This is a genomic window from Actinomadura opuntiae, from assembly GCF_030283205.1.
Taxonomy (GTDB): Bacteria; Actinomycetota; Actinomycetes; order Streptosporangiales; family Streptosporangiaceae; genus Spirillospora.
This window is the reverse complement of the sequence record NZ_JASNWF010000001.1, coordinates 385663-407643: the sequence shown is the minus strand read 5'-3', so window position 1 is coordinate 407643 and position 21981 is coordinate 385663. Positions and strand designations below refer to the sequence as shown.

Sequence of the window (21981 nt, the reverse complement as noted above, 5' to 3'; positions counted from 1 at the left end):
GGCCTACCTCAGCGCCGCGTGCAGGCGGCCGGCGTGGTGTGCAGCCTGCAGGCAGGCCACGCGGTCGCTCGGGTCGGTGGACTTGGAGGCGACGTTAAGCATCGCCTCGGTGACCACCAGCACGAAGGCGGCGATCGCCCCGGCGAGGCGCCGGGCGTCGTCTGTGGTCGTGGGTGTGCCGGTGGGCCAGCCGAGGGTGGGAGCTTCCGTCAGTGCCCACCAGGCGTCGGTGGCCTCGACGAGCGCGGTCTCGTTGCCGGGACCGGCCTGGTCGGTGCCGATGTCGGGCAGGACGGTCGTGACCCGTTCGATCAGGTCCAGCCCGATGAAGGCGGACGTGAGAAGGGTGGGGATGGAGTCGGCGGCTTTGATCTGTCGGGTGAGGTAGTGGAACTGGTGGTTCAGCGGATCCTCCGTGAGGTCATCATTGATCGAGGCCTGTCGGTGCGGCCGGTCAGCGCGTGAGGCCTGGCGGCGTTTGCGGAGAGCTGGCTGGGCGGGGCGTGGGTGGCTTCCGCGCGTCGGTGATGCCGTCGGTCAGAGGCACGGGGAATGCTTGGGCGGCGAGCTGGGCCGGCGTGAGGTTCTCAGCCGGTTGCGGAGGTGCAGCCTGTTCGAGATTGTTCGGCTCTGCCGCGTTCACGCTCTTTGCGAGCCTGCTGAGGAGCAGGTCGGTGACGTCGCGCTCGGGCATGTTGTTCCAGGTGGTGAGTCTGTCGAGCAGGATTCGGTGGTCTTGCAGGTCGTCTGGGCTGGGTTGCCTGCCGTGGATGTCCGCCATGGCGATGCGCGTGGCCGTCTCAACCAGGAGTTGCTCGGCCTTGAGCGGGTCGTTGACGGCTCCTTGTGTTGTGGTCGTGGCGGGGAAGGGCGGTGCGGGTTCCAGGTCGGCGGCGAGGACGGGCTGGTTCGTGGTCTGTCCGAGGAAGTGCACGTAGTACTCGGTCTGGCCTTGGTGGGAGACGAAGACGCCGGTGACGCTGCCCCGGGTCGGCTGCCCCAACAAGACGGCCTCGTCGGCAGCGGGACCTTCGAGTTGGACGGTCGAGCCGATGGCGAAGGCGTTGCTGTTGTCGCGTTCGGTGTCGTAGTAGGCCTGTGCTTGGGCGGCGATGTCGTTGAACTCGATTCCGCGTCGTTCGGTGTAGTGCATCAGGTCGACCAGCAGGTCGCTGATCAGCTCGCGTGCGTCCTCATCGTTGGTCCGGTGGTCGAGGTGCTCGGTCTGCTCGAAGAGGGCTTGGAAAGCATCCAGAGCTGCGGCCCCGAACTCGGCGAACTCTTCGGCACCGGCTTCGGTCATACGACCTCCATCGGGTCGGTGGCTTGTGCGGCGGGCGCTGCGGTGCCCTAGGGACGGCGCGGGCGCCGCTTGGATCGGTCCGGCAGCCTGGTCACGGGAGCCGGGTCGTCCGGTCGGCTTGGTGTTGGGTCTTGCGGGAACCCCGTCGCGGCCAGCCGGGCGGCCGGAGCCAGCCCCGTGCTGTCGGCGGGTGGTGAGCCTGTTGGCCGGGCTGTGTTCGGGAGGCGTGCGGGAAGGTGGCGGGTGATCCTTGCGGGACTGCCGCCGGACCAGCTCGCCAGGGCCCTCGTCAGCCGTGCTACGTCGTCCAGCTTTTCCTGGTAGGTGACCAGGCCAGTGTCGGCGTTGCGCTCGAGCCAGGCGGCGAGGGCGATGATCGTCTCCTCGGCATCGCGCGCATGATGAACGACCCCAGCTGTTCGCGTGGCGACCGGCAGGAGCGAGTCGGCCGGTTCGAGCTCGGACGCGGTCGCGTGCACCCTGTTGGCGACGGCCGGTACCCGGACCGTGCACCGGGCATCGCCGCCTGGCGCTTCGGTGAGGGAAGTGATGAAGCCGCGCCAACGCGGGTACCGCGGCGTGGCTCCGGTAGCGGTCTGCTGTTGGCGGAACTGCACTTGGGCACCGAGCCGGAAATCGCGGACGGGGTCGGCGCCGGTTCCGCTGCGGTCGATGCTGCGCTGATGCAGTTCCTCGAGTGTGTCATGGACTTCCAGGCCGTGCTGGGCGGCGTAGCGAGCGAGCTGCTCGATCAACGATTGGACGAGTGCCTCGGCCAGCGATGCGTCGGTGCGGTGGCTGGGAGCGTCGGGGGGCAGGATCTCGCGCTGGTAGGCGTCGAGCGCGGCGGCGACGGCATCACCGGGATCAGGCATCCAGGTACCTCCGTGGGAAGCAGGCGGTGCGGGTCACTTCAGGCGTGGTCGAGCCTCGGGCCTGCCTGAAGCCGGACGGGTGGCTGCGGGGCGGGGGAGCGGTTCGCGGGCGAGGTCAGCGGCGATGTCGTTGGGGAACGCGGCCGCAGCGCAGCGCGCCGCGGAGGGCCAGTCGTGTGCGGTGTGCTGGTCGGCGTGGTGGCGCAGGTGGCGGAGGACCTGATCGGCGCTGGTGCCGGACCAGACGGCCAGCGCCGTGGCCAGCTCGGCCAAGTCGGCGAGCAGCCGCTCATCGGGGCCCGGGGTGTCGTGGTCGGTGCGCAGGCCGATGAGCATGCTGATGAGGGTCCGCTCCGCTGCCTGGGCGGAGAAGACGGTGCCGGCGGTCCGGGTCGAGATCGGCGCCATCCGGGTGGCCGGCTCCAGCTCCGAGGAGGCGAGGTGACGAGGCTCGGGCATACCGGGGATGCGGATCGCACAGTTGGTGTCGCGTCCGGGACCTCTCGATTTCAGCTCGGTGATGAAGCCGCGATGGAGGTCGGCGTTGCGGTCACGGAACTGGACCTCGGAGTCGATGCGGAAGCTAAAGCGCGGGTTGGTAAGGGCGCCGCCACGGTCGATGCGGGCTTGGACGAGGGCGTCTAACAGGTCGACGACGTCGAGGCGGTTACCTTCGCCGTAGCGGATGAGGTCGGCGACGAGGGAGTGCAGGAGGCCTTCGGCCTCGGCGTGGTCGTTGCGGTGGCCATTGGCCAGATCGCCGAACAGGTGCTGTTCATAGGCGTCCAGTGCGAGCGCGGTAGCTTCCATGCGCTCGGGCATGTGGGTCTCCAGTCAGCGGCGGGGACGGTGGTGAGGGGCTTCGGTCAGGCCTCGGCTGGGAGGGAGAGGTCTTGGTCGGGGCCGAGCCAGCCGTCGGGGACGGGGGCGACGCGTGCTTCGTGTGGGGTGAGGTGTTCGTTTTCGGTGCATTGGTAGAAGGGGCCGCGGGGGCCGAGGAGGACGGGGAGTTGGTGGTCGAGGTGGTCGCGGTACCACAGGGCCATGCCGGTGGCGCCTTGTAGGCGCATGGCTTCCCAGGCGTACCAGAGGGCGGTGAGGCGGGAGATCGCTTCGCCGTGGTGCCACCATTGGGCGCACCAGCGGAACTCGCCGCCGAGGGTGCGGCGGTACATGGGGACGAAGTGGGTGGTCACCCAGCTGGTCAGGCTGGGGTACAGCGGCTTGAGCTTCTCTCCTTCGGGGTTGGCTGAGGTGTCTTCGACTGGCACTTGGGCCTCCTGAACTGTGGAGTCGGGCATGACGACGTCACGTCTCTGGGCGGATTCCTCGGGCAGCAAGACGCGGAGCTAGGCGTCAACTTCTGGCAGTCGAGATCGTTCGGGCTGGGCGTGGTGGCGGCGTGCGGCTTCGGCGATGGCGGTGTCGGCGGTACGGATGGCGTTGTTGATGGCGGCGGCGTGGGGGCCGCGGTACCAGGGGCGCAGGCGGATGAGGGCGGGTTTGGTGCCGGTGGCCAGCAGGAGTGCGGTGCCTTTGGGGAGGGCGCGGATGTCGGCGGCGTCGAGGATGTCCTGGCGGCGCAGGGAGATCTGTTCGCTGGCGCGTCCGTCGTTGTAGGTGATGGAGCGGACGGGGACGTCGTGTTGGCCTATGAGGGTGGCCAGGTCGCGGACGAGGCGGGGTGAGTCGATGCCGGCGCCGATGAGTTTGCGGGTGGCGGCTCCCCACAGTGCGGCCATGCCGGGTTCGCCCCAGACGGTGACGCCCTGTTCGTAGCTTTGCAGGATGGTGACGGGGATGATGCCGCGTGATCCGAGGTGGGAGTACAACTGGGGGAGGTCGGCGATGCGGCAGATGTTGGCGGCCTCATCGAGCGCGACGATCAGGGGCGGGTCGAGGCGTCCGCCTGCTTGTTCGGCGCGGCGTTCGGCGGCGCGCATGGTGGTGTCGGTGAGCGCGGCGATCAGCGGCGCCGCCGCCGACAGGGATTTGGACAGCAGGTAGAGGGTGTCGCGGGTGCCGGCGAAGGCGTGCGGGTCGAAGACGGGCAGGTCGCGGGCGGGGGTGACCCAGGCGAGGATCTCCTGGTCGCGCAGGGCTTTGGCGGCGGTGCGCGCGGTCTGGTAGATCCCGTCACGCGTCTCGACCGCACCGTTCTGCGTGCCCTTCAACGACGAAGCCATCAGCTGGAACCCGGCCTCTTGCAGAAGCTCGATGGGGGTGGGCACGGCGGGTTCGTCCAGCCATTGGGCGACGTGGTGCAGGGAGCGGCCGGAGGTGGCGGCGGCCAGGAACAGCGCGCACAGCAGGTCCTGGGCAGCCGGTCCCCACAGGTCCTTCTTCTGGCCGTCGTCGACGGTCAGGACGAAATGCCCGGCCAGACGGTGGGCGTCCTCGACGGTGGACAGGCCGGCGAGCGGGTTCCACCACCAGGTCTGCGGTTGGTAGGTGATGTGCTGCGGGTCGAACAACCAGGTCCGCCCGTTGGCGCGGTCGGCGCGGACGGTGGAGATGGCGGCCCACAGGTCGGCTTTGTTGCTGGTGGCGATGACCGGCCCCGGCGCCGACAGCACATGCGGGATCGACTGGGTGGTCGTCTTGCCCGAGCGGGGCGCCATGAAGGCGACCACTGTGTCCTCGAACGAGGCGAACAGAGTCGGCCCGCCTCGCTCCCCGGGCAGCAGAACATCTCCAAGGACCAGACCGATGTCCTCGTAGTCGAGCTGCCCTGGTGGGGCGGTGAGGGAGCGGCGCAAGGCGACGGCCTGTTTCGCGGTCGCGGACGGTTGAAGTTCGGTGAGGCCAGGGTTGTCGGCGAGCGCGGCGACGGCGTCGCCGGGCTGCGGGAGACGTTCTGCGATGCGCCGCCAGGCCATCCATATGGCGCTGCCGAGGGCGGCGAGCAACAGCATGAGGACGAGCAGGACGAGCGGCGTTGGAGTTCCTGGCCAGGCACGCTGGAACTGGCGCCGGGCAAGGGCGAGGGCGAAGTCAGTGCCGAACGGTGCGACGCCGCCGCCGGCAGCGGTCGCGGCCAGCTTCGCCGACGCCCACACCAGCGCCAGCGCGCCGACCGGCGACCAGCAACCGGCCAGGACGAGCCAGGCCGCGCCGGCGTTGGTGTCGAGGATCGAGGCGCGGGGCCCGAGGGCTCGGGTCATGCGGTCGCCCGGATGGCCTGGTCGGTGTCGTAGAGGTAAGCCTCGGGGCCCACGAGCGACAGCTCCACGGGGATGCCGAGGCGTTCGCCGGTCTTGATCAGGTACTTGCCGCGACCCGGATGCCGCGCGCCGGGCTGCCAGGAGTCGGGCGCCGACCAGGAGGTGACGAGCTGCTGCTCGGGACCGGTGAGCGGGGTGATCTCATGGACGCGAGCCAGCTCGCGGGGTGGCAGGCCGGCCAGGACGGTGATGGCGGAGCGGTCGGCGAAGCCCTTGGCTTTGGCGCGGTCTTCCTCGGTGGCCAGGGCGTCCAGGTCGGCGAGCGAGTGGGTGATCATGATGGAGGCCATGCCCTTGGCGCGGTTGAGACGGGTGAGGGCGTCGGCGTGCTCCACCAGGCCGGGTGCGCCGCGTAGTGCGCGCCAGAGTTCGTCCATGACGCCCAGGTAGGAGCGCCGCGGTGCGGCACCCAGGTCGGCCAGGGCGGTGGCGGCGTCGACCATGCCGAAGGCATAGGCCCAGGTGCACAGCATCGCCGCGGTGAGCAGCTTGTCGCCGGCGGCGCGGACGCGGGAGATGTCGACGCTGATCGCGGCTGCGTCCAGGTTGAGCTGCCGGGTGGTGGCGGCGTCGAAGACGCCGGCAAGGGAGCCGGAGATGAGCAGGTCGAGGGTGAAGACCAGGTCGCGGGTCTGGGCGCGGTAGGAGTCGCCGGTGTCGGTGCGGGTCGCCGCCCGCAGCTCGTGGGGGCCTTGTTCCAGGATGTGCAGGACGTCGGGGATGGTGGGTTCGTGGTCCAGGCGGTCGTCCAGCAGGTCGATGGCGCGGCCGAGGACGACTTCTTCGGCGTTGGTGATGCGGGCCTCGCGGACGAGAGTCGCCAGCGCCAGCAGTAACGACAGCCGGCGTGAGCGGACTTCCCACCGCAGTGTCTCGGCGTCGGCCCCAGTGAGACGTCGTCGTGCTTCGTCCAGCGGGCCGGCGTCGAGAGGGTTGATGCGGTCGACACCGCGGCCGACCCGGATGACCTGTCCGCCGAGGTAGTCGACCAGCCGGCTGTAGTCGGGCTTGGTGTCGCCCAGGATGATCGGGGTGGTGCCGGTGGCGACGGCCCCGGTGACCAGCCGCTTCACCAGCGTGGATTTCCCGGTGCCGGGTTGCCCGAGGACGAACATGCCGGGGTTGGTCACCAGTCCCTCGCGCAGCCACGCCAGCGGGTCGAGGCAGACCACCTCGCCCCAGAGTTGGTGCCGACCGACTGGAGTCCCGACGGTGGGCGTGCCGGAGCCGGCGGTGAAGGGGTAGAGGCCGCAGACCTGGCTGGTGGTGGCCTGGTATTCGGGTGCGGGTTCGATGTGGGCGGCGCGTCCGGTGCCCGCGCCGCGCCAGCCCCATGGCGGGGCGAGCGGTTCGGACATGGCTTGTGCTTCGACGTTGGACAACAGAGTGATCTCCGGTTCAGTGGAGGAGGCGGTGGGAGAGTTCGGGTGGGCAGATGCCGCACGGCAGGGTGGTGGCGAACCCGGCGGCCTGGCTGCCCCACAGCCGCCGCAGCCGGATCTTGGCGGCGTCGGCGGAGGCCTCGACGTGCGCGACGGCGCGGCGGAGCTGCGCGGGGTCGGTGGTGGTGACGGTGGCGTACATCGACACCAGGCACACCCCGGCGCCCATTGCCTCCTCGGCGGCGGCTTGGCGGGCGCGCGCCGAGTCCCAGCTGTCGCGGGCGGTCTCGTCCCGTCCGGTGCGGCGCCGGAACTGGGCGCGGAACGCCGCCGCGTTCACCTCCTGCTGCAGGACACGGCTCGCAGCCGCAGCGGGCAGCGCCCGGTATTGCAGGGTGACGCGTTTGGGGAACGGGCCGGGCGCGACCAGGCGGGCCAGGACGTCGGAGCGGACGTTTTGGCGGGGCGGTTCATGCCAGGCCCAGCTCACCGACTGCCCGCCGTCGTGCTCGTAGTGGCCGGTGTACTCGGTCGCGGCGATGGGGCCCGCATCACACCAGGTCAAAGCCTCGTCGGCTCGGGTGCTGGTCAGTAGTCGGTTGACGTCGCCGCGGGCGTTCGGGTCGAACGCGGTCCGGACCGTGCCGGCGATCTCCGCTGCGGTGGCGCGTCCTTGGACGGAGACGCCGCAGCCGCCGAGCCGGGACGCCAGTCCGTCCAGCGCACGGCCGAGCTCGGCGACCGCCTCGAACAGATCCTTGGGGGACGCAGCCGAGGCCTTGGGATCGAAAGTGACCGAGACGCGAGTGTCGACATCCGCCGCCGCGGCCGGGGCCGTCCGGACGAGTTCGTTCATGATGTTCCGAGCCGCTTTCGGTGCCGTCGCGATGACGGCTTGGTCGACGGCGTCGGCGAGAGTCGAGCCGGGCTCCGGCGCGGTGTCGATGGTGACCGTCACCCAGCGGATGGCGGGCATGTGGCCGAGGGCGGCGAGCCAGCCGCCCCAGGCCGCGACCCAGGTGTCGGCGTCGGTGCGGTCGGCCAGCCAGGTCGAGGCCGGCACCACCCGCAGCGTGGCGGTGAGCAGGCCGGTACGGCGGTCCCACACGATCCCGTACCGGCCGCCGTACCCGTCCTCGGCACTCAACAGCGTCAACGGCGCGAGCACACCGGGCAGCTGGAAGGCCCGCGGATGGTCGATGACAACGCCGGCGCGGTAGCGGTTATGGCCGCGCAGTACCGCCCAGCGCCACCGGCATCGCGCCACCATCAGCCGCCCGACCGGCACGCCACCGACCCGGATCAGACCCAGCCCGCCGACCAACGCGGTGGGCGGAAGCAGGTAGATGAGCGCGGTAGGGACGGTCGCGGCGACCAGGACCAGCAGCATCGCTGCACCCAGGGCGAGGAAGGTCGCGGTGGTGTCCAGCCCGAGCAACCCGATGCCGTGCCGGCGCCGCCAGCCACCGTAGGTGCGGATGTCATGCCCCACCTGCACCACCCCCTTTACCGGCCGCGCCCGACGGGCCGCCGGAGCCTCCTATGTCCGTGGAGCCGGTGGGGTTGCCCATCCAGCGCAGCGTGTCCTCCCCGCGGTGCCGTTCGCGATCGGCCGTCTTCACCGTCGTCGGCCCCACGGGTTCGCCGTGGCCGCCGTCCGGGCCCGCCCAGCTACCGCGGTTCGCGCCTGATGTTGTCTGTCCTGCCATCGCGGAGTGCTCCGCGCCTGGCTGAGCGCTACCCGACGGCGCGCTCGAATCGGGTACCGAGGAATCGGGAGAGCCGGGGTGTGCCGCGCCGCCAGAGGGTGTCTGCTGCTGGTCGGGCGATGGCTGCGCGGGCGGCTCGTCGCCGGGCGGGGTGGTGTGGTGGTCGCCGAGTTGCTGGCTGAGGTAGTCGGCGTGCTCGCCGGCCGCGCCGCGCCCTCTACCGGCAGAGCCGCTGGCCGCGCCGTATCCGCGCAGGGCGCCGAGCGCGGTGGCGCCGCCCATGAGCGCGCCGAGGATGCCGCCGCCGCTGCTTGACTCGGTGCCGCCGGTGGTCCAGGTGAAGAACTTCAGCAGCACTGGGAACGCGATCAGGCTGATCAGCATCATCGCGAACCCCATCAGCACCGAGTGCAGGCTCTTGCCTCTTCCGATGAGGGTGAACGCGGTCGCGTACACCGCTGCGGCGGCGGGCTTGTAGAAGATGAGCGCGAGCGTCCAGCCCCCGACGCGGGTCAGCCACGACTTTGTCGCGGCGGTTATGCCTCCGGCGGCGGCCAGCGGCAGCAGCCCGGCCAGGATGACCAGGGCGGCACCGCGGAACAAAAGCAACAGCGCCTGGATGATCCCGATGAACAGCGCCACCAGGCACAGCACCAGCACCAGCGCCGCGGGCGTACCGGTCGGGATGAGGACGATCTCGGCCATCCGCTTGGCGAAGCCGCCGTGGGACGAGGCGTCCAGCACCCAGCCGCACCACTGGTCGCCCCACTGCAGCAGTAGGTTCGGCAGCACCGTCCCGATCGCGGTGACCACCGCCAGCACCACCAGCCCCCGGCCGGCGTCCAGGGCAGGGTTGGCCTTGCGGGTCAGTGCCATCTTCCCGGCGACCACCAGCAGCGCCAGCACCGCGACCGCGATCGTCAACGGCTGCACCAGTTGCTGCAGGTATCCGATGGCCGGCTCGGTCTCCAGGTTCGGTGAGGGCGTCTTCACCCACCAGGACGCGGTGTGGGAGATCAGCCACCCGACGGCGGACTGGAACGCCTTGGCCGCATCGTCCAGGGCGTTGCTGCCGATCTCGCCGGGGATGTCGGGCATCGGTGGGCCCCAAGGGTGGTCGTCGTTGTCGACCGTCTGCACGCAGCCCGGATCCAGCACCGACGAGCACGGATCCCAGGGGACTGAAACGAGCATCATCATGAGCCGGCGCCTCCGTTCGGAAAGCGGACGTAGCCGTCGGCGGAGGTGATGGAGGCTGCTGCGCCACCCCATGTCCCGCCGGGCGGGGCGATGACGCGCCAGTCGTTGTTCTGCCATTGCAGCTGGATGCGGGTGACGGCCCGCACGGTCATGTCGCTGTCGCCGGGGCCTGCGGACACGACGTCGAGGCTGGCGGTGTCGGCAGAGTAGCCCTGCCAGCGGAAACCTTCCAGCACCACGTATGCGCGCCCCAGCGCCACACCGTCCCGCAGCTTCCCTCGGCGCTTGTCGTACAGCTGCTGTGTTGCGGCCAGCAGAGTGGAGGCGTCCGGGCCGATGACCTGCTTGGTGATGGTCGGCTCGAATACTTTTGGACCCCACTGGGCGTTGGCGCGAACCGCGACATGCACCGCGGCCAGCAGCGCCCCCGACGGTGTCCGAGCGAACCTGGCCGCCAGATCACCACTGGTGTCGCGCGGCCCTTCCGCAGCGGAGTAGGGGAGGGTGACGCCGTGGTAGTCGCGCCAGGTCATCCCGGCGAACGACACGGGCGGAGCGGCCACCACCCGCCTGTCCGAGGGAGGGGGAGGGGTGGATGTCTGGGGGATGTGCGGGGTCGGATCGGGTGCGGGGAGCGTCAGGTGCGTGGCGACGCCCACGAGGCCGCCGCCAACGATCGCGGCGAGGACCAATCCGCCGGTGCGCCGCGCCGATGAGCCGGCTGCGTCCGTCTTGCGCGGCCGTGTGATGCGAGGGAGTCGGGTCATTTGAAGAACACCTCGACGATGGGGGCCGCGGTGGCGGCCAGGCTGAGGCCGCCCAGTACCCAGGGGATGCCGGTGGCGCCGTCGGCGGCGAAGGTGGAGCGGTTCTTGCGGCCGATGGCCATCTGCCCGGCGCAGATGAACAGTCCGGCGACGCCGCAGATCAGCACGCCCCACTTGCCCCACGACAGCAGCGTGTTCATCTTGGCGTCCAGCCCCGGCGGCGGCGCCGGCGGCGGATTGGGCACCGGCACTCCCAGACCGTCCTGCGGCCGCAGCCGCCACGGCTCCTCCAGCAGCCGACCGACCTGAGCCGCGCGGAGAACGAGGAAAGTCAGCGACATCCCACCTCCCCGCGGCGCTGCCCACGATGCGCCGCAGCGCCGTCACCTGGGCTGTCGACCAGGCGTCGGAGCTGGTCGATGGCGTGTCGGGCCTTACCGGGCAGGACGACCTCGGTCGGGTCCTCGGCCAGGCGCAGCTGGCGGATGTGCGGGATGCGTACGATGCCGCCGACGCGAGCCTGGAGCAGCGCGAACCGGGCGGTGGCGTCGCGCGACTCCGGGCCGCCATCGCTGACGATCGCCAGCGCCGCCACCCGCTCGTCCCACTCGCGCAGGACTCCGATCGCCGTGGTCGCGCGCTTGGCCGCCGTCGCGGTGTTGCGGACCGCCAGCACGATCGGCCGTCCTTTGGCGTCCAGTGGTGCGCAGTCCAGCTCCAGCAGCGACTCGATCGAGCCCATGTCCCACGCGGTCGGCAGCAGCGCCGCCAGCGTGGACGTTCCGGCGCCGCCGTGCGCACCGGCCACCACCACATCCAGCGCCTCTGGTGCCAGGCCTGCCCTTGCGCCCGGTCCTGGGAGCGGTTCCGGGCGGATCGTTCTGGTTTGGCGAAGACTCACCCATACCCTCGAATCGTTGCTCTGGGTTGATGAGTGATTACAGTAAGTGGCAGACTGGTGGAGCGCAAGCATCACCAAACAACTTCTTCACAAAGCCAACTGCACCACAACGCGCTACCGCAGCACCCAATCCGCCACACTCGAGAGGACCACCCGCACCATGACCGCAACCCCAGGAGCCCCAGCGATGACCGACACACCCGGCCGCGACCCCGACGTACTCACCACCGCCGAACTCGCGACCAAACTCGGCCTGTCGCCCCAGACCGTCCGCCGGATGGCCAACGCCGGGCAGATCCCCGCCCTCAAAACCGGCAAGGACTTCCGCTACTCCTGGGAAGCAGTCCGCGAAGTGCTGCGGCAGCCCCACCACCAACCCGGGGGCCCCGCCGATGACCCAAACCCGCCCAACCCGAGCGACCAGCCCAAGAAGGGCGCCGGATACCGCGCCCAACGCCGCGCCCGCACCGGCGCCCAACACCCCACCACCGACACCGACTAACGTCCCACCCCCGCGGCGGCCCCCGCGGTGAGGGCCGCCGCCACCATCTGCGCCGCCGTCCTGGCACTCCCGCTCGGCCTCGTCCTGCTCCTGGCCGGACACCAGGACCCGGCCATCGGCGCCGGATCAGCGGCAGGGACGCCGACCCGGCTCGCCCGCGCCGACATCCCGCCCGCGTACCTGCGCTGGTACCTCGACGCCGCGCACACCTGCCCCGGCTTGGGCTGGAACGTCCTGGCCGCGATCGGCAAGATCGAGTCCGACCACGGCCGCTCCACCGCACCCGGCGTCCACACCGGACAGAACAGCGCCGGCGCCGCCGGCCCCATGCAGTTCCTCGCCGGCACCTGGGCCACCTACGGCGTCGACGGCGACCACGACGGACACACCGACCGCTACAACCCCGCCGACGCCATCCACGGCGCCGCCCACTACCTGTGCGCCAACCACGCCGGCCACGGCGGCCGGCACCTCTACAAGGCGATCTGGCAGTACAACCACGCCGACTGGTACGTCCACAAAGTCCTTGATCAAGCCGCCGCCTACGCCACCCCCACGCCCGCAGCCGCCGCCAGCGGACGCGGCGCCACCGCGGTGCGCGCGGCGCTGCACTGGCTCGGCACCCCCTACTCCTGGGGCGGCGGCGGCCCGACAGGCCCCAGCTACGGCATCGCCCAAGGCACCGCGATCAAAGGGTTCGACTGCTCCGGCCTCACCCAATACGCCTGGGCCAAGGCCGGCATCCAACTACCCCGCATCGCCGCCGCCCAATACACCACCGGCCCGCACATCCCACGCACCCAACTACGCCCCGGCGACCTGCTCTTCTTCGCCACCAACACCCGCAACCCGGCGACCATCCACCACGTCGGCCTCTACTACGGCCGCGGCCAGATGATCCACGCCCCACAAACCGGCGACGTCGTCCGCATCTCCCAATTCACCGGCAACCCCTACCGCGAGCGCCAGTACATCGGCGCCACCCGCCCCAGTGCCACCCATGGCTCAACCTGACCGGGTCCGCACGCCTGCTTGGAGCACAAGTAACCCTGTGGGGCATAAGACTCGGTTATAGCTGCATGTAATCACAAAAAGGGAGGAGGTGATTATGCAGGCATATACGGTCGAACAAGTGGCCGAAATCCTCAATGTCGGGCGGGACAAAGTCTACTTTCTGATAAGGACAGGGCAACTCGGAAGCATCAAGATCGGCAAGCTTCGCCGGATCACGGATCGGCATCTTGCTGACTTCATCGCCTCTCTCGAAGAAGGAGGCTGACGTGTAGAACGGCGTGCTACATTCATCCGAGCGGACCTTGGGGTCGAGTGCAGGAGCCTTGGCCCCAGGTACCGCTTGGTGACGGCTGCGTCAAGTCGAGCGGACTCTCAAGGTGGCAGAGTTCCGAAACGAACGAGAGGAAAATGCTCATATGTCCGAGGATAGGACGACTCTGCCTCCTGTGCGCGTGGACGGTGCGTTCAAGAGGCGCCTCGTCGCGTACGCCGAGTCGCAGGAGCGTGACGTGTCATGGGTCGTCAGAAAGGCGATTGGCGCCTACCTCGACCGGCATGGGAAGGGGTTGCATGGCGAAGATCCTCATCGGAAGATATGAGGGGACGATCTACCGGGAGGGAGACGGCTTTACGGGTGCGATCTCGCTGGGGTTCGGTCCGGACGGGGTTCGCAAACGCGTAAAAAGGAAGGCTAGAAACAAGGGAGAGGTAAAAAGAAAGCTCATCGAAGCCGTAGCGGATCTAGACAAGGGGGTCAAGACTGAGGGAAAGTACACAGTAGCCCAGTGTGTCAACGACTTCCTTGCTCATGGGCTCAAGGGCAGGTCGGAGAATACGCTCAAAGTATATAACTCGATCGCAAAGAATCACGTCATTCCCAAGATCGGCCGGATCAAGCTCAAGGAGCTCAATGCCGATCATGTGGAGGAAATGCTTCGGGTGATTGCCGAAACGAAGTCGACCGAGACTGTCCGGCGAACGCATAATCTGCTCACTCGCTCGATCCGAATGGCGGAGCGGCGGGACAGGGTAGGGAGAAATGTGGCCGCCCTCGTGGATCCTCCCGAAGGGTGCGTCGGCCGCCAGAGCAAGAGCCTTTCTCTCGAGCAGGCCGCCAAACTGGTCGTCACTGCCCAAGATCCGAAATGGCGGCTCGGCGCCTACGTCATCCTGAGTCTCATGTCGGGTATCAGGACAGAAGAGGCGCGGACGCTCCGGTGGGCCGACGTCGATCTCGACAAGGGAACGGTCTACGTCCTTCGTGCAGACCGACATCGGGGCGGCACGAAGACGAGGAAGTCGCGCCGAGGCCTGAGCATCGCTCAGGTAGCCATAGCGGCTCTCGCGGCCCACAAGGCGCGGCAGGCGAGCGAGCGACTCGCCATGGGGCAGGCCTGGCGCGAGAATGATCTCCTGTTCTGCCATCGGGACGGGTCGGCACTGGATGCCAACCAGGTTCGAAGCGAGTTCCAGAAGATCACGAAGGCGGCCGGCCTCGGGGATCATTGGGTACCCCGCGAACTGCGGCACACGTTCGTGTCGCTGCTGAGCGATCACGACGTCCCTGTGGAGAGGATCGCGGACCTCGTCGGCCACTCCGACACGCGGACGACCGAGACCGTCTACCGGCACCGGCTCAAGCCTGTGATCAAGGGTGGGGCCGAGATCATGGACGCGATCTTCAACACCGGGTTCGAGACACCAGGTGGCAAGTCTGCCTGAGTTGGCTCCCCGGTTGGCTCCCTTCCCGTCGTCATAGTCGGCTGACGTGGGTGGATGGATTACCTCCCAGGTAATCGTGGGCATGATGCGGGGTCGGTAGCGTCGGGGTGTGACGACGATGACGACGACGGCGTTGAGTGACGTGCGACCTATCGGAGAGCAGCTGCGGGCGTGGCGGCAGCGGCGCAGGCTGAGCCAGCTGGAGCTGGCGTCGGAGGCGGACGTGTCGACGCGGCACCTGAGCTTCGTGGAGACGGGGCGGTCCGCGCCGAGCCGGGAGATGGTGCTGCGGCTCGCCGAGCACCTGGACGTGCCGCTGCGCGACCGGAACCTGCTGCTGGTCGCGGCCGGTTACGCGCCGGTGTTCGACGAGACGCCGATCGAGGAGCCGCGGATGGACTCCGTCCGCGCGGCGCTGCGGCAGGTGCTGGACGGCCACGAGCCGTACCCGGCGGTGGTGGTGGACCGGTTCTGGAACCTGATCGACGCCAACGGCGCCGCGCAGCTGTTCATGGAGGGCGCGCCGCCGGAACTGCTGGAGCCGCCGCTGAACGTGCTGCGGCTCAGCATGCATCCCGACGGGATGGCCAAGAACATCCTCAACCTGGCCGAGTGGCGGGCCCACATGATCGACCGGGTGCGCCGCCATGTCGCGCTGACCGCCGACTCGGCGCTGACGCAGCTGTACCAGGAGCTGCGCAGCTTCCCCGGGGACGTGGGGGAGGCGATGGCGCCGCCGGCGGACCACGACGTCTTCGTCCCGCTGCGGATGCGGGTCGACGGCCGTGAGCTCTCCTTCTTCAGCACGATCGCGACGTTCGGGACGCCGGTGGACATCACCGTCGCCGAGCTGGCGATCGAGTCGTTCTACCCGGCGGACGAGGCGACCTCCGCCTTCCTGCGGGAGCGCGCCGGCTGGTGAGCCCCTCTTACTCCTCGGCTTTCAGCAGGTCGTGGTGGATGCGCTCCAGGGGCGTCCCGAGCCGCTGGAGCGCGGCGACCGTCGTGCGCACCATGGGGACGGGGCCGGCGATGTAGGCGTCGAGATCGTCCCAGGCGCCGTCCAGGTCGCCGAGGACGTCGGCGGGCGTGCCGCACGGCCGGTCGGACTCCGGTTCGCCGGACAGGACGGGGAGGACCCGCACCCACGGGTACGCCGTCTCCAGCAGGCGCAGGTCGGACAGGTCGTACAGGTCCGCTTCGGTGCGGGCGCCGACCACCAGGCGCACCCGCCGCTCGCGGCCGGACGTGACCGCCTGTTCGGCGAGGGCCTTGATCGGGGCGAGGCCGGTGCCGCCGGCGACCAGCAGGAGGTCGCGGCCGGAGTCCGGGTCGAGGGTCATCGAGCCCGTGGCGGGCCCGAGCAGGACGGTGTCGCCGGGCGCGGTCCCGCGCACGAGCGCGCCGCTCACCCAGCCTCCCGGCCGCGCCCGCACGTGCAGCCGGAGCCTGCCGTCCGAGCGGGGCGCGTTGGCGATCGAGTAGGGCCGCCAGACGCGCGGCCAGCGGAACGTCTGCACGGTCACGTACTGGCCGGGCGCGAACGGCAGCGGGCGTTCCGGGCTCAGCGTGAGCACGGCGAGGTCGTCGGCGCGGCGGTCGTGCTCGACGACCTCCGCCGTCCACCACGGCGGGGCGGCGCCCGCGTCCCGTTCCGCCGCCTCGATCATCGTGGCGGAGGCGGACCGGTAGGCCTCGGTCCAGGCCTCCTCGGCCCGCGGGCTCCAGACCTCGGACGCGTAGACCCGCAGGGTGGCGATGAGCGCGTCCTCGACGGCCCGGTAGTGCTCGGCCGCCACCCCGTACTTGCGGTGGTCGCGGCCGAGGCCGGCCAGGTAGGCGGCGAGCTCCTCGGGGTTGTCCTGGCTCCAGACGATGCGGGTGAGCGCGTGGAAGAAGCGGGCGCGCTGCCCTTCGAGCGCGACCGGGAACAGCGCGCGCAGCCGCGGGTTCGCGGCGAAAAGGCGGCCGTAGAAATAGCTCACGGCCTTGTCGGAGCGGGTTTCCAGGAGAGTGAAGCTCTCCTTGAGCATTCGGGGTTCCGTTGTCATGGCAGGCACGCCCCCTCGGCGGATGGCGGCCGGCACCGGTGACCACTCGGCGCCTCGCGCGCCCACCGGATGCCCGGCTCGGTGAGATTCTCGCACCGGAAATCCCACGTCCTCAAGGTTCCGGGGGTCCGGCGGCCGCCAATGTCACGACAAGTAATCAGATGTTAATTCTCTGTGATCGAAATCGATGCGACAAATGGGGTGAATACTGATCGGTACTCCCACGTCCCCGGATGATCGTCAATGATTGCCGGAATTTCCGGAGGGGCTGATGTTCATGGACGGGCGGCCTCGCTCCCGGACGGCGGGACACGGAACGGAACCGAACGGGATCAGTGCACATATCTTCGCCCGAGTAGAAGATCTGCTCGTTCGGTAGGGGATGTTCCCCGCGCTCCGGACGCCGCGCGCGCCCGCCGCCCGGCCGGCGCCACGGACCATGATCGTCCAGGTCGGGGGCCCGGACCGGGGTCGGGGCTTCGGCCTGCGGAGATCCGGACCGTGCGGCAAGCTTGCCGGTGGAAGACCGGGGGCGGGACGGTCCGTGGGGGCGGGCGATGCGCCATGATGTGCACGCAACGGTGGTGAATTACCACATATCGGTAGCCGACCCGTGGCCAGTGCTCAGCAGAGGGGAATCCACGCATGTCAGAGGCGATCCGAGGGGCTCCGGGCCCCGCCGCAGGGGGAGGGGCGCCGCCGCTCATCGGCATCACCACGTACGAGGAGCCGGCCCGCTGGAGCGTCTGGGTGCGCGAGGCCGCGCTGCTGCCGGCCTCGTACGTGCGCTCGGTCGAGCGCGCCGGCGGCGTCCCGGTCATGGTGCCGCCGACCGGGAGCCTGCGCGGCCTCGCCGCCCTGGTGTCCCGGCTGGACGGGCTCGTCCTCGCGGGCGGCGGCGACCTCGACCCCGACCTGTACGGCGCCGAGCGGCACGCCGAGACCGGGCCGCCGCAGCCGCAGCGCGACCGGTTCGAGTTGGCGCTCGCGCGCGCGGCGGTGGACGCGGACTTGCCGTTCCTGGCGATCTGCCGGGGCATGCAGGTGCTCAACGTGGCGCGCGGCGGCGCGCTCGTCCAGCACCTGCCGGAGGCCGTCGGGCACAAGGCGCACGCGCCCGAGGTCGGGAAGATCGGCACGCACCGGGTGCAGATCAGCGCGACGAGCGCCATCGGCAAGATCCTCGGCGACTCCGCCGACGTTCCCACCTACCACCACCAGGCGGTGAGCCGCCTCGGCAAGGGCCTGTCGGCCGTGGCCTGGGCGGACGACCAGGTCGTCGAGGCCGTGGAGCTGCAGGGCCACCGGTTCGGCCTGGCGGTGCAGTGGCACCCCGAGGACGGCGACGACAAGCGGCTGTTCGAGGCGCTGGTGGCCGAGGCCGCCGGCCGCTGACCGGGGATTGATCCCCGCGTACCGGGGAAGGCGAAAGCGGTAGATTCCGCGCACACCGCCCCCCGGAGGCCGCCGCATGCCCTTGCATCCGCAGACCGTGAGCTTCTTGGAGCTGCTGTCCGCCTGGACCGCGCTGCCCCCGGACGCCCCGCCGGTCGAGGCGGACCCCCAGCCCGCGATCGAGGAGATGCGGCGCAGGATCGGCGAGGTCTTCCCCGTCGACCGCCGCGAGCTGCCGCACGTCGCTGACCTGGCCGTACGGGGGCCGGGCGGTCCCGTGCCGGTGCGCCTCTACCGTCCCGAACCGCTCGAGCGCGGCCCGCTGCCCGCACTGGTCTACCTGCACGGCGGCGGCTGGGTGCTCGGCGGCGTCGACAACGTGGACGCCGCGTGCCGCGACCTGGCGGCCGGCGCCGGATGCGCCGTGCTGAACGTGGGCTACCGGCTCGCACCGGAGAACCCGTTCCCCGCGGCGGTGGACGACGCCTGGGCGGTCCTTTCGTCCGTGGCCCGCGAACCGGACCGCTACGGCGCCGCGCCGGGCGCGCTCGCCGTGGCCGGCGACAGCGCGGGCGGCAACCTGGCCGCCGCCGCCGCGCTGCTGGCCCGCGACCGCGGCCTGCCCCTGGCCCACCAGCTGCTGGTCTACCCGGTGACGGACACGGCGATGGACACCCCGAGCTGGCGCGAGTACGGCACCGGCTACGGATTGGACGCCGCGACGCTCGCCCGGTTCATGGACCTGTACCGGGGCGGCGCCGACCCCTCGGATCCGCGGCTGGCACCGCTGCGCGCCCCCGACCTCGCCGGCGTCGCCCCCGCCACCGTGATCACCGCCGAGTGCGACATCCTGCGCGACGAGGGCGAGGCCTACGCGCGGCGGCTCGCCGAGGCGGGCGTGCCGGTGGTGGCGCGCCGTTACGACGGGGTCGTGCACTCGTTCTTCCTGCTCCCGGAGATCTTCGATGCCGGCGCCGAGGCGATGGAGTTCGCTGTGCGACGATTGCGCGCGGCATTCGGCGATCAAGCGCGGGAGGGCAGCGCGGCATGAGCGACGTGGACGGCGTGTACGGCAGGTACGAGCGGCTGAAGCTCGACCGGGCGGCGGACGGGGTGCTGCGCGTCACGATGAGCACGCCCGGCAAGCTCAACGCGCTCGACACCGTCGGGCACCGGGAGCTGGCGGAGATCTGGCGGGACGCCGACAACGACGACGCGGTCCGCGCGGTGCTGGTGCGCGGGGAGGGGACGGCGTTCTCCGCGGGCGGCGACATGTCCATGATCGAGGAGATGATGGGCGACCACGCGGCGCGGCGCAGGATCATGCGCGAGGCCCGCGACATCGTGATGAACGTGCTGAACTGCGCCAAGCCGGTGGTCAGCGCGATCCAGGGCCCGGCCGTCGGCGCCGGGCTGGCGGTGGCCATGCTGTCGGACATCTCCGTCGCGGGACGCTCCGCGAAGATCATCGACGGGCACGTCCGGCTCGGCGTCGCGGCGGGCGACCACTCGGCGATCATCTGGCCGCTGCTGTGCGGGATGGCCAAGGCGAAGTACTACCTGCTGCTGAACGACGTGCTCACCGGCGAGGAGGCCGAGCGGATCGGCCTGGTCTCGCTGTGCGTGGACGACGAGGAGGTGCACGAGCGGGCGCTAGAGATCGCCGGGCGGCTCGCCGCCGGACCGGCGGAGGCGATCTCGTTCACCAAGCACGCGCTGAACAACTGGCTGCGGCTGGCCGGGCCGACGTTCGACGCGTCGCTGGCGATGGAGTTCTTCGGGTTCACCGGCCCGGACGTTCAGGAGGGCGTGGCCGCGATCCGGGAGAAGCGCCCGCCGCGTTTCCGCTGAACGCCGCGCGCCCCAGACGTCAGGCGAAGCGCCGGGCGAGGGCGTCCAAACCGGTGGCGTAGATGCCGCGGGACAGCGTCTTGTCCATGGCCTCCTCGTCGCCGGGGTCGGCGGAGAACTCGCCCGACCACTCGACGAACGCCTGCCCGGTGCCGGTCACCGGCGCGACGCGCAGGTGGGCACTGGCGTCGCGGATCGGCAGCGGCGCCTCCAGCACCTGGTACCAGTAGCTGCGCCCGGCGTCGTCCAGCCCGGCGAGCCGCTCGCGGAACACCGAGTCGCCGAGGCCCCAGGCCCGGCGGACGCATCCGACGCGGTCGCCGGAGCCGCCGTCCTCGATCACGCTGGTCTGCAGGCCGGGCATCCAGTCGGCGAGGTTCCCGAAGTCGCGCAGGTAGGCCCACACCTCGTCGGCGGTGGCGTTGAGGACGGCGCTGGCGTACGACCTCGGCATCGGTTCTCCTCGGCGCTGCGGCGGATGCTGCCCCCATGCTGGCGCCGGGGATGTGATCTAGGCAACGGCCGGATGGATCCGGATGTTGACCGATCCGAACGCGGTTCGGAAGGATCGGGGCATGCTGCTCGGTGACCTCGCCCATCGCGGCGCTGCCCTCTGGCCGGACCGGACGGCGTTCGCCTGGGACGGCCGGACCCGCACCTACCGCGAGCTGCACGCCCGCGTGGAGCGGTGGGCCGGGCTGCTGGCCGCCGGGGGCGCGCGGGCCGGCGACCGGATCGCGCTGCTGACCGTGAACGTGCCCGAGGCGATCGAGGCCGCCTTCGGCGCGTCGCTGATCGGCGCGGTCGTGGTGCCGCTGAACGTCCGGCTGGCGCCGGCGGAGATCCGGTTCCAGGCCGAGGACGCGGCCGCGCGGCACGCGATCGTCCATCCGGCGCTGGAGGACCTCGCCCGCGCGTCGGGCCTGCTCGACCTGACCCACTGGACGATCGGCCCCGCCCTCGACCGGGCCCTGGACGAGGCGCCGCCGTACGATCTTCCGCGCCCCGCCCCGGACGCGCCGATCATCCAGCTCTACACGTCCGGGACGACCGGACGCCCCAAGGGCTGCCTGCTCACCAATCGCGGGTGGGTCGCCGCCACCGCCAACGCGGTGCACGCGTTCGGCATCACCGGCGCGGACCGGCTGCTCGGCACGCTGCCGCTGTTCCACGTCGCCGGGTACGGAGCGGCGCTCGGCCATCTCGCGGCGGGCGGGACGGTGGTGCTGCCCGCCGGACCCTCGCCCGAGGCGCTCTGGCCGCTCGTCGCCGAGCACGGCGTCACGGTGGCGATCTTCCCCACGGGCACCGGGCGGGCGCTGCGGCACCCCGACGCCGCGCCCGGCTCGCTGCGGCTGGTGTTCGGGATGGCCGCCACCGAGCGCGCGGCGACCCTCACCGCGCTCCGCGACCTCGGCATCGGGTACCGCGGCGTCTACGGCTCGACCGAGGCGGGCAACTTCGTCACGATCACCACGCTGGACGACGAGCTGGAGCGTCCGGGCACCGTCGGCCTGCCGCTGCCGCCGTTCGATCTCGCGCTGGACGGCGCGGACGCACCCGGCGAGGTCGGCGAACTGCTGCTGCGCGGAGCGAGCGTGATGGCCGGCTACGCCGGGCTGCCCGATCCGATGGCCGACGGCTGGCTGCACACCGGCGACCTGATGCGCCGCGACGCCGACGGCTACTTCTTCTTCGTCGACCGCGCCAAGGACATGGTCAAGAGCGGCGGCGAGAACGTGTACTCCGCCGAGGTCGAGCAGGTGCTCGTCCGGCATCCGGGCGTGCTGGACGCCGCGGTGATCGGCGTCCCGGACGGCCGGTGGGGCGAGGCGGTGAAGGCGCTCGTGGTCGTCCGCGACGGGACGACGCCCGCCGATCTGGACGAGCACTGCCGCGCCCTGCTCGGCGGGTTCAAGCGCCCCCGCTGGTACGAGGTGGTCGAGGCGATGCCGCGCAACCACTCCGGCAAGATCCTCAAGCGCGAGCTGCGCGCCGCGCACGACCCGGCCCGCTCCGTCCGCCTCCCCGAAGGCGGCTAGAACCGCGTTCACTTGCGGCGAGTCGTCGTTATGAGGCGCCTCA

The 21981-nt window shown here is 70.7% G+C and carries 23 protein-coding genes; 10 read left to right on the top strand and 13 right to left on the bottom strand.

The window, feature by feature from the left end:
* The first annotated feature begins 18 nt into the window (after positions 1-18).
* On the top strand, positions 19-465 hold the full coding sequence (locus QP089_RS02180) for a hypothetical protein (protein WP_285909444.1): 447 nt from the start codon (positions 19-21) through the stop codon (positions 463-465).
* Here the strand turns inward: QP089_RS02180 and QP089_RS02175 are convergent.
* From QP089_RS02175 to QP089_RS02125, 11 genes are all read right to left on the bottom strand, one after another.
* The gene (locus QP089_RS02175) at positions 455-1303 is read right to left on the bottom strand and encodes a hypothetical protein (RefSeq protein WP_285909443.1); all 849 of its coding nucleotides are present in this window, start codon (positions 1301-1303) and stop codon (positions 455-457) included. The two genes, QP089_RS02180 and QP089_RS02175, sit on opposite strands and share 11 nt — an antisense overlap.
* A gap of 47 nt (positions 1304-1350) precedes the next feature.
* Positions 1351-2178: a hypothetical protein gene (locus QP089_RS02170; protein WP_285909441.1), complete on the bottom strand. Its 828-nt coding sequence runs from the start codon at positions 2176-2178 to the stop codon at positions 1351-1353.
* Positions 2179-2211: 33 nt separating this feature from the next.
* Positions 2212-3000, bottom strand: coding sequence for a hypothetical protein (locus tag QP089_RS02165; RefSeq protein WP_285909439.1), 789 nt, complete (start codon positions 2998-3000; stop codon positions 2212-2214).
* A gap of 44 nt (positions 3001-3044) precedes the next feature.
* Positions 3045-3449, bottom strand: coding sequence for a DUF4913 domain-containing protein (locus QP089_RS02160; RefSeq protein ID WP_285909437.1), 405 nt, complete (start codon positions 3447-3449; stop codon positions 3045-3047).
* A 78-nt stretch (positions 3450-3527) separates the two neighbouring features.
* Positions 3528-5342 (bottom strand): type IV secretory system conjugative DNA transfer family protein, encoded by a 1815-nt coding sequence (locus QP089_RS02155; RefSeq protein WP_285909436.1) that lies wholly within the window; start codon positions 5340-5342, stop codon positions 3528-3530.
* Complete coding sequence (locus QP089_RS02150) at positions 5339-6760, bottom strand: putative type IV secretion/conjugal transfer ATPase (RefSeq protein WP_285909433.1); 1422 nt, start codon at positions 6758-6760, stop codon at positions 5339-5341. Before QP089_RS02150 ends, QP089_RS02155 begins: the two co-directional genes overlap by 4 nt.
* 40 nt (positions 6761-6800) lie before the next feature.
* Complete coding sequence (locus QP089_RS02145; protein ID WP_285909432.1) at positions 6801-8276, bottom strand: SCO6880 family protein; 1476 nt, start codon at positions 8274-8276, stop codon at positions 6801-6803.
* Positions 8266-9693 carry a hypothetical protein gene (locus QP089_RS02140; RefSeq protein ID WP_285909431.1) on the bottom strand — a complete coding sequence of 476 codons (1428 nt, stop codon included), beginning with the start codon at positions 9691-9693 and terminating at the stop codon, positions 8266-8268. The genes QP089_RS02145 and QP089_RS02140 overlap by 11 nt, the downstream gene beginning before the upstream one ends.
* Positions 9690-10460 (bottom strand): DUF8175 domain-containg protein, encoded by a 771-nt coding sequence (locus QP089_RS02135; RefSeq protein WP_285909430.1) that lies wholly within the window; start codon positions 10458-10460, stop codon positions 9690-9692. The genes QP089_RS02140 and QP089_RS02135 overlap by 4 nt, the downstream gene beginning before the upstream one ends.
* Entirely contained in the window at positions 10457-10801 is a 345-nt protein-coding gene (locus QP089_RS02130) for a hypothetical protein (RefSeq protein ID WP_285909429.1), read from the bottom strand. The genes QP089_RS02135 and QP089_RS02130 overlap by 4 nt, the downstream gene beginning before the upstream one ends.
* Positions 10792-11268 (bottom strand): hypothetical protein, encoded by a 477-nt coding sequence (locus tag QP089_RS02125; RefSeq protein WP_285909427.1) that lies wholly within the window; start codon positions 11266-11268, stop codon positions 10792-10794. The genes QP089_RS02130 and QP089_RS02125 overlap by 10 nt, the downstream gene beginning before the upstream one ends.
* A gap of 280 nt (positions 11269-11548) precedes the next feature.
* Between QP089_RS02125 and QP089_RS02120 the strand changes: the two genes are divergently transcribed.
* From QP089_RS02120 to QP089_RS02100, 5 genes are all read left to right on the top strand, one after another.
* Positions 11549-11863: a helix-turn-helix domain-containing protein gene (locus QP089_RS02120; RefSeq protein WP_285909426.1), complete on the top strand. Its 315-nt coding sequence runs from the start codon at positions 11549-11551 to the stop codon at positions 11861-11863.
* A 27-nt stretch (positions 11864-11890) separates the two neighbouring features.
* The gene (locus QP089_RS02115) at positions 11891-12877 is read left to right on the top strand and encodes a C40 family peptidase (RefSeq protein ID WP_285909425.1); all 987 of its coding nucleotides are present in this window, start codon (positions 11891-11893) and stop codon (positions 12875-12877) included.
* 94 nt (positions 12878-12971) lie between these two features.
* A complete protein-coding gene (locus QP089_RS02110) occupies positions 12972-13142 on the top strand; it encodes a helix-turn-helix domain-containing protein (RefSeq protein WP_285909422.1) in 171 nt (56 codons plus the stop codon).
* A 305-nt stretch (positions 13143-13447) separates the two neighbouring features.
* On the top strand, positions 13448-14599 hold the full coding sequence (locus QP089_RS02105; protein ID WP_285909421.1) for a site-specific integrase: 1152 nt from the start codon (positions 13448-13450) through the stop codon (positions 14597-14599).
* A gap of 118 nt (positions 14600-14717) precedes the next feature.
* On the top strand, positions 14718-15521 hold the full coding sequence (locus QP089_RS02100; RefSeq protein ID WP_285909707.1) for a helix-turn-helix domain-containing protein: 804 nt from the start codon (positions 14718-14720) through the stop codon (positions 15519-15521).
* Positions 15522-15528: 7 nt separating this feature from the next.
* Here QP089_RS02100 and QP089_RS02095 read toward each other — a convergent pair whose 3' ends face one another.
* Positions 15529-16632: a globin domain-containing protein gene (locus QP089_RS02095; protein WP_285909420.1), complete on the bottom strand. Its 1104-nt coding sequence runs from the start codon at positions 16630-16632 to the stop codon at positions 15529-15531.
* A gap of 663 nt (positions 16633-17295) precedes the next feature.
* Between QP089_RS02095 and QP089_RS02090 the strand changes: the two genes are divergently transcribed.
* The 3 genes from QP089_RS02090 to QP089_RS02080 all read left to right on the top strand — a co-directional run bounded on the left by QP089_RS02090 (position 17296) and on the right by QP089_RS02080 (position 19896).
* Positions 17296-18045: a gamma-glutamyl-gamma-aminobutyrate hydrolase family protein gene (locus tag QP089_RS02090; RefSeq protein ID WP_285909419.1), complete on the top strand. Its 750-nt coding sequence runs from the start codon at positions 17296-17298 to the stop codon at positions 18043-18045.
* A gap of 97 nt (positions 18046-18142) precedes the next feature.
* Positions 18143-19096, top strand: coding sequence for an alpha/beta hydrolase (locus QP089_RS02085; RefSeq protein ID WP_285909418.1), 954 nt, complete (start codon positions 18143-18145; stop codon positions 19094-19096).
* Positions 19093-19896: an enoyl-CoA hydratase/isomerase family protein gene (locus tag QP089_RS02080; RefSeq protein WP_285909416.1), complete on the top strand. Its 804-nt coding sequence runs from the start codon at positions 19093-19095 to the stop codon at positions 19894-19896. The genes QP089_RS02085 and QP089_RS02080 overlap by 4 nt, the downstream gene beginning before the upstream one ends.
* 19 nt (positions 19897-19915) lie before the next feature.
* Here the strand turns inward: QP089_RS02080 and QP089_RS02075 are convergent, their stop codons facing one another.
* Entirely contained in the window at positions 19916-20350 is a 435-nt protein-coding gene (locus QP089_RS02075; protein ID WP_285909415.1) for an SRPBCC family protein, read from the bottom strand.
* Positions 20351-20471: 121 nt separating this feature from the next.
* On the opposite strand from QP089_RS02075, the gene QP089_RS02070 reads away from it, so the two are divergent.
* Positions 20472-21938 carry a class I adenylate-forming enzyme family protein gene (locus QP089_RS02070; protein WP_285909414.1) on the top strand — a complete coding sequence of 489 codons (1467 nt, stop codon included), beginning with the start codon at positions 20472-20474 and terminating at the stop codon, positions 21936-21938.
* The last annotated feature ends 43 nt before the right edge of the window (positions 21939-21981 follow it).

Bases quoted from the DNA above. Each gene is read 5' to 3' on its own strand.
- QP089_RS02175 (WP_285909443.1), bottom strand. From the start codon at position 1,303: ATGACCGAAGCCGGTGCCGAAGAGTTCGCCGAGTTCGGGGCCGCAGCT.
- QP089_RS02170 (WP_285909441.1), bottom strand. From the start codon at position 2,178: ATGCCTGATCCCGGTGATGCCGTCGCCGCCGCGCTCGACGCCTACCAG.
- QP089_RS02165 (WP_285909439.1), bottom strand. From the start codon at position 3,000: ATGCCCGAGCGCATGGAAGCTACCGCGCTCGCACTGGACGCCTATGAA.
- QP089_RS02155 (WP_285909436.1), bottom strand. From the start codon at position 5,342: ATGACCCGAGCCCTCGGGCCCCGCGCCTCGATCCTCGACACCAACGCC.
- QP089_RS02150 (WP_285909433.1), bottom strand. From the start codon at position 6,760: ATGTCCGAACCGCTCGCCCCGCCATGGGGCTGGCGCGGCGCGGGCACC.
- QP089_RS02140 (WP_285909431.1), bottom strand. From the start codon at position 9,693: ATGATGATGCTCGTTTCAGTCCCCTGGGATCCGTGCTCGTCGGTGCTG.
- QP089_RS02135 (WP_285909430.1), bottom strand. From the start codon at position 10,460: ATGACCCGACTCCCTCGCATCACACGGCCGCGCAAGACGGACGCAGCC.
- QP089_RS02130 (WP_285909429.1), bottom strand. From the start codon at position 10,801: ATGTCGCTGACTTTCCTCGTTCTCCGCGCGGCTCAGGTCGGTCGGCTG.
- QP089_RS02120 (WP_285909426.1), top strand. From the start codon at position 11,549: ATGACCGACACACCCGGCCGCGACCCCGACGTACTCACCACCGCCGAA.
- QP089_RS02110 (WP_285909422.1), top strand. From the start codon at position 12,972: ATGCAGGCATATACGGTCGAACAAGTGGCCGAAATCCTCAATGTCGGG.
- QP089_RS02105 (WP_285909421.1), top strand. From the start codon at position 13,448: ATGGCGAAGATCCTCATCGGAAGATATGAGGGGACGATCTACCGGGAG.
- QP089_RS02100 (WP_285909707.1), top strand. From the start codon at position 14,718: ATGACGACGACGGCGTTGAGTGACGTGCGACCTATCGGAGAGCAGCTG.
- QP089_RS02095 (WP_285909420.1), bottom strand. From the start codon at position 16,632: ATGCTCAAGGAGAGCTTCACTCTCCTGGAAACCCGCTCCGACAAGGCC.
- QP089_RS02090 (WP_285909419.1), top strand. From the start codon at position 17,296: ATGTCAGAGGCGATCCGAGGGGCTCCGGGCCCCGCCGCAGGGGGAGGG.
- QP089_RS02080 (WP_285909416.1), top strand. From the start codon at position 19,093: ATGAGCGACGTGGACGGCGTGTACGGCAGGTACGAGCGGCTGAAGCTC.
- QP089_RS02075 (WP_285909415.1), bottom strand. From the start codon at position 20,350: ATGCCGAGGTCGTACGCCAGCGCCGTCCTCAACGCCACCGCCGACGAG.
- QP089_RS02070 (WP_285909414.1), top strand. From the start codon at position 20,472: ATGCTGCTCGGTGACCTCGCCCATCGCGGCGCTGCCCTCTGGCCGGAC.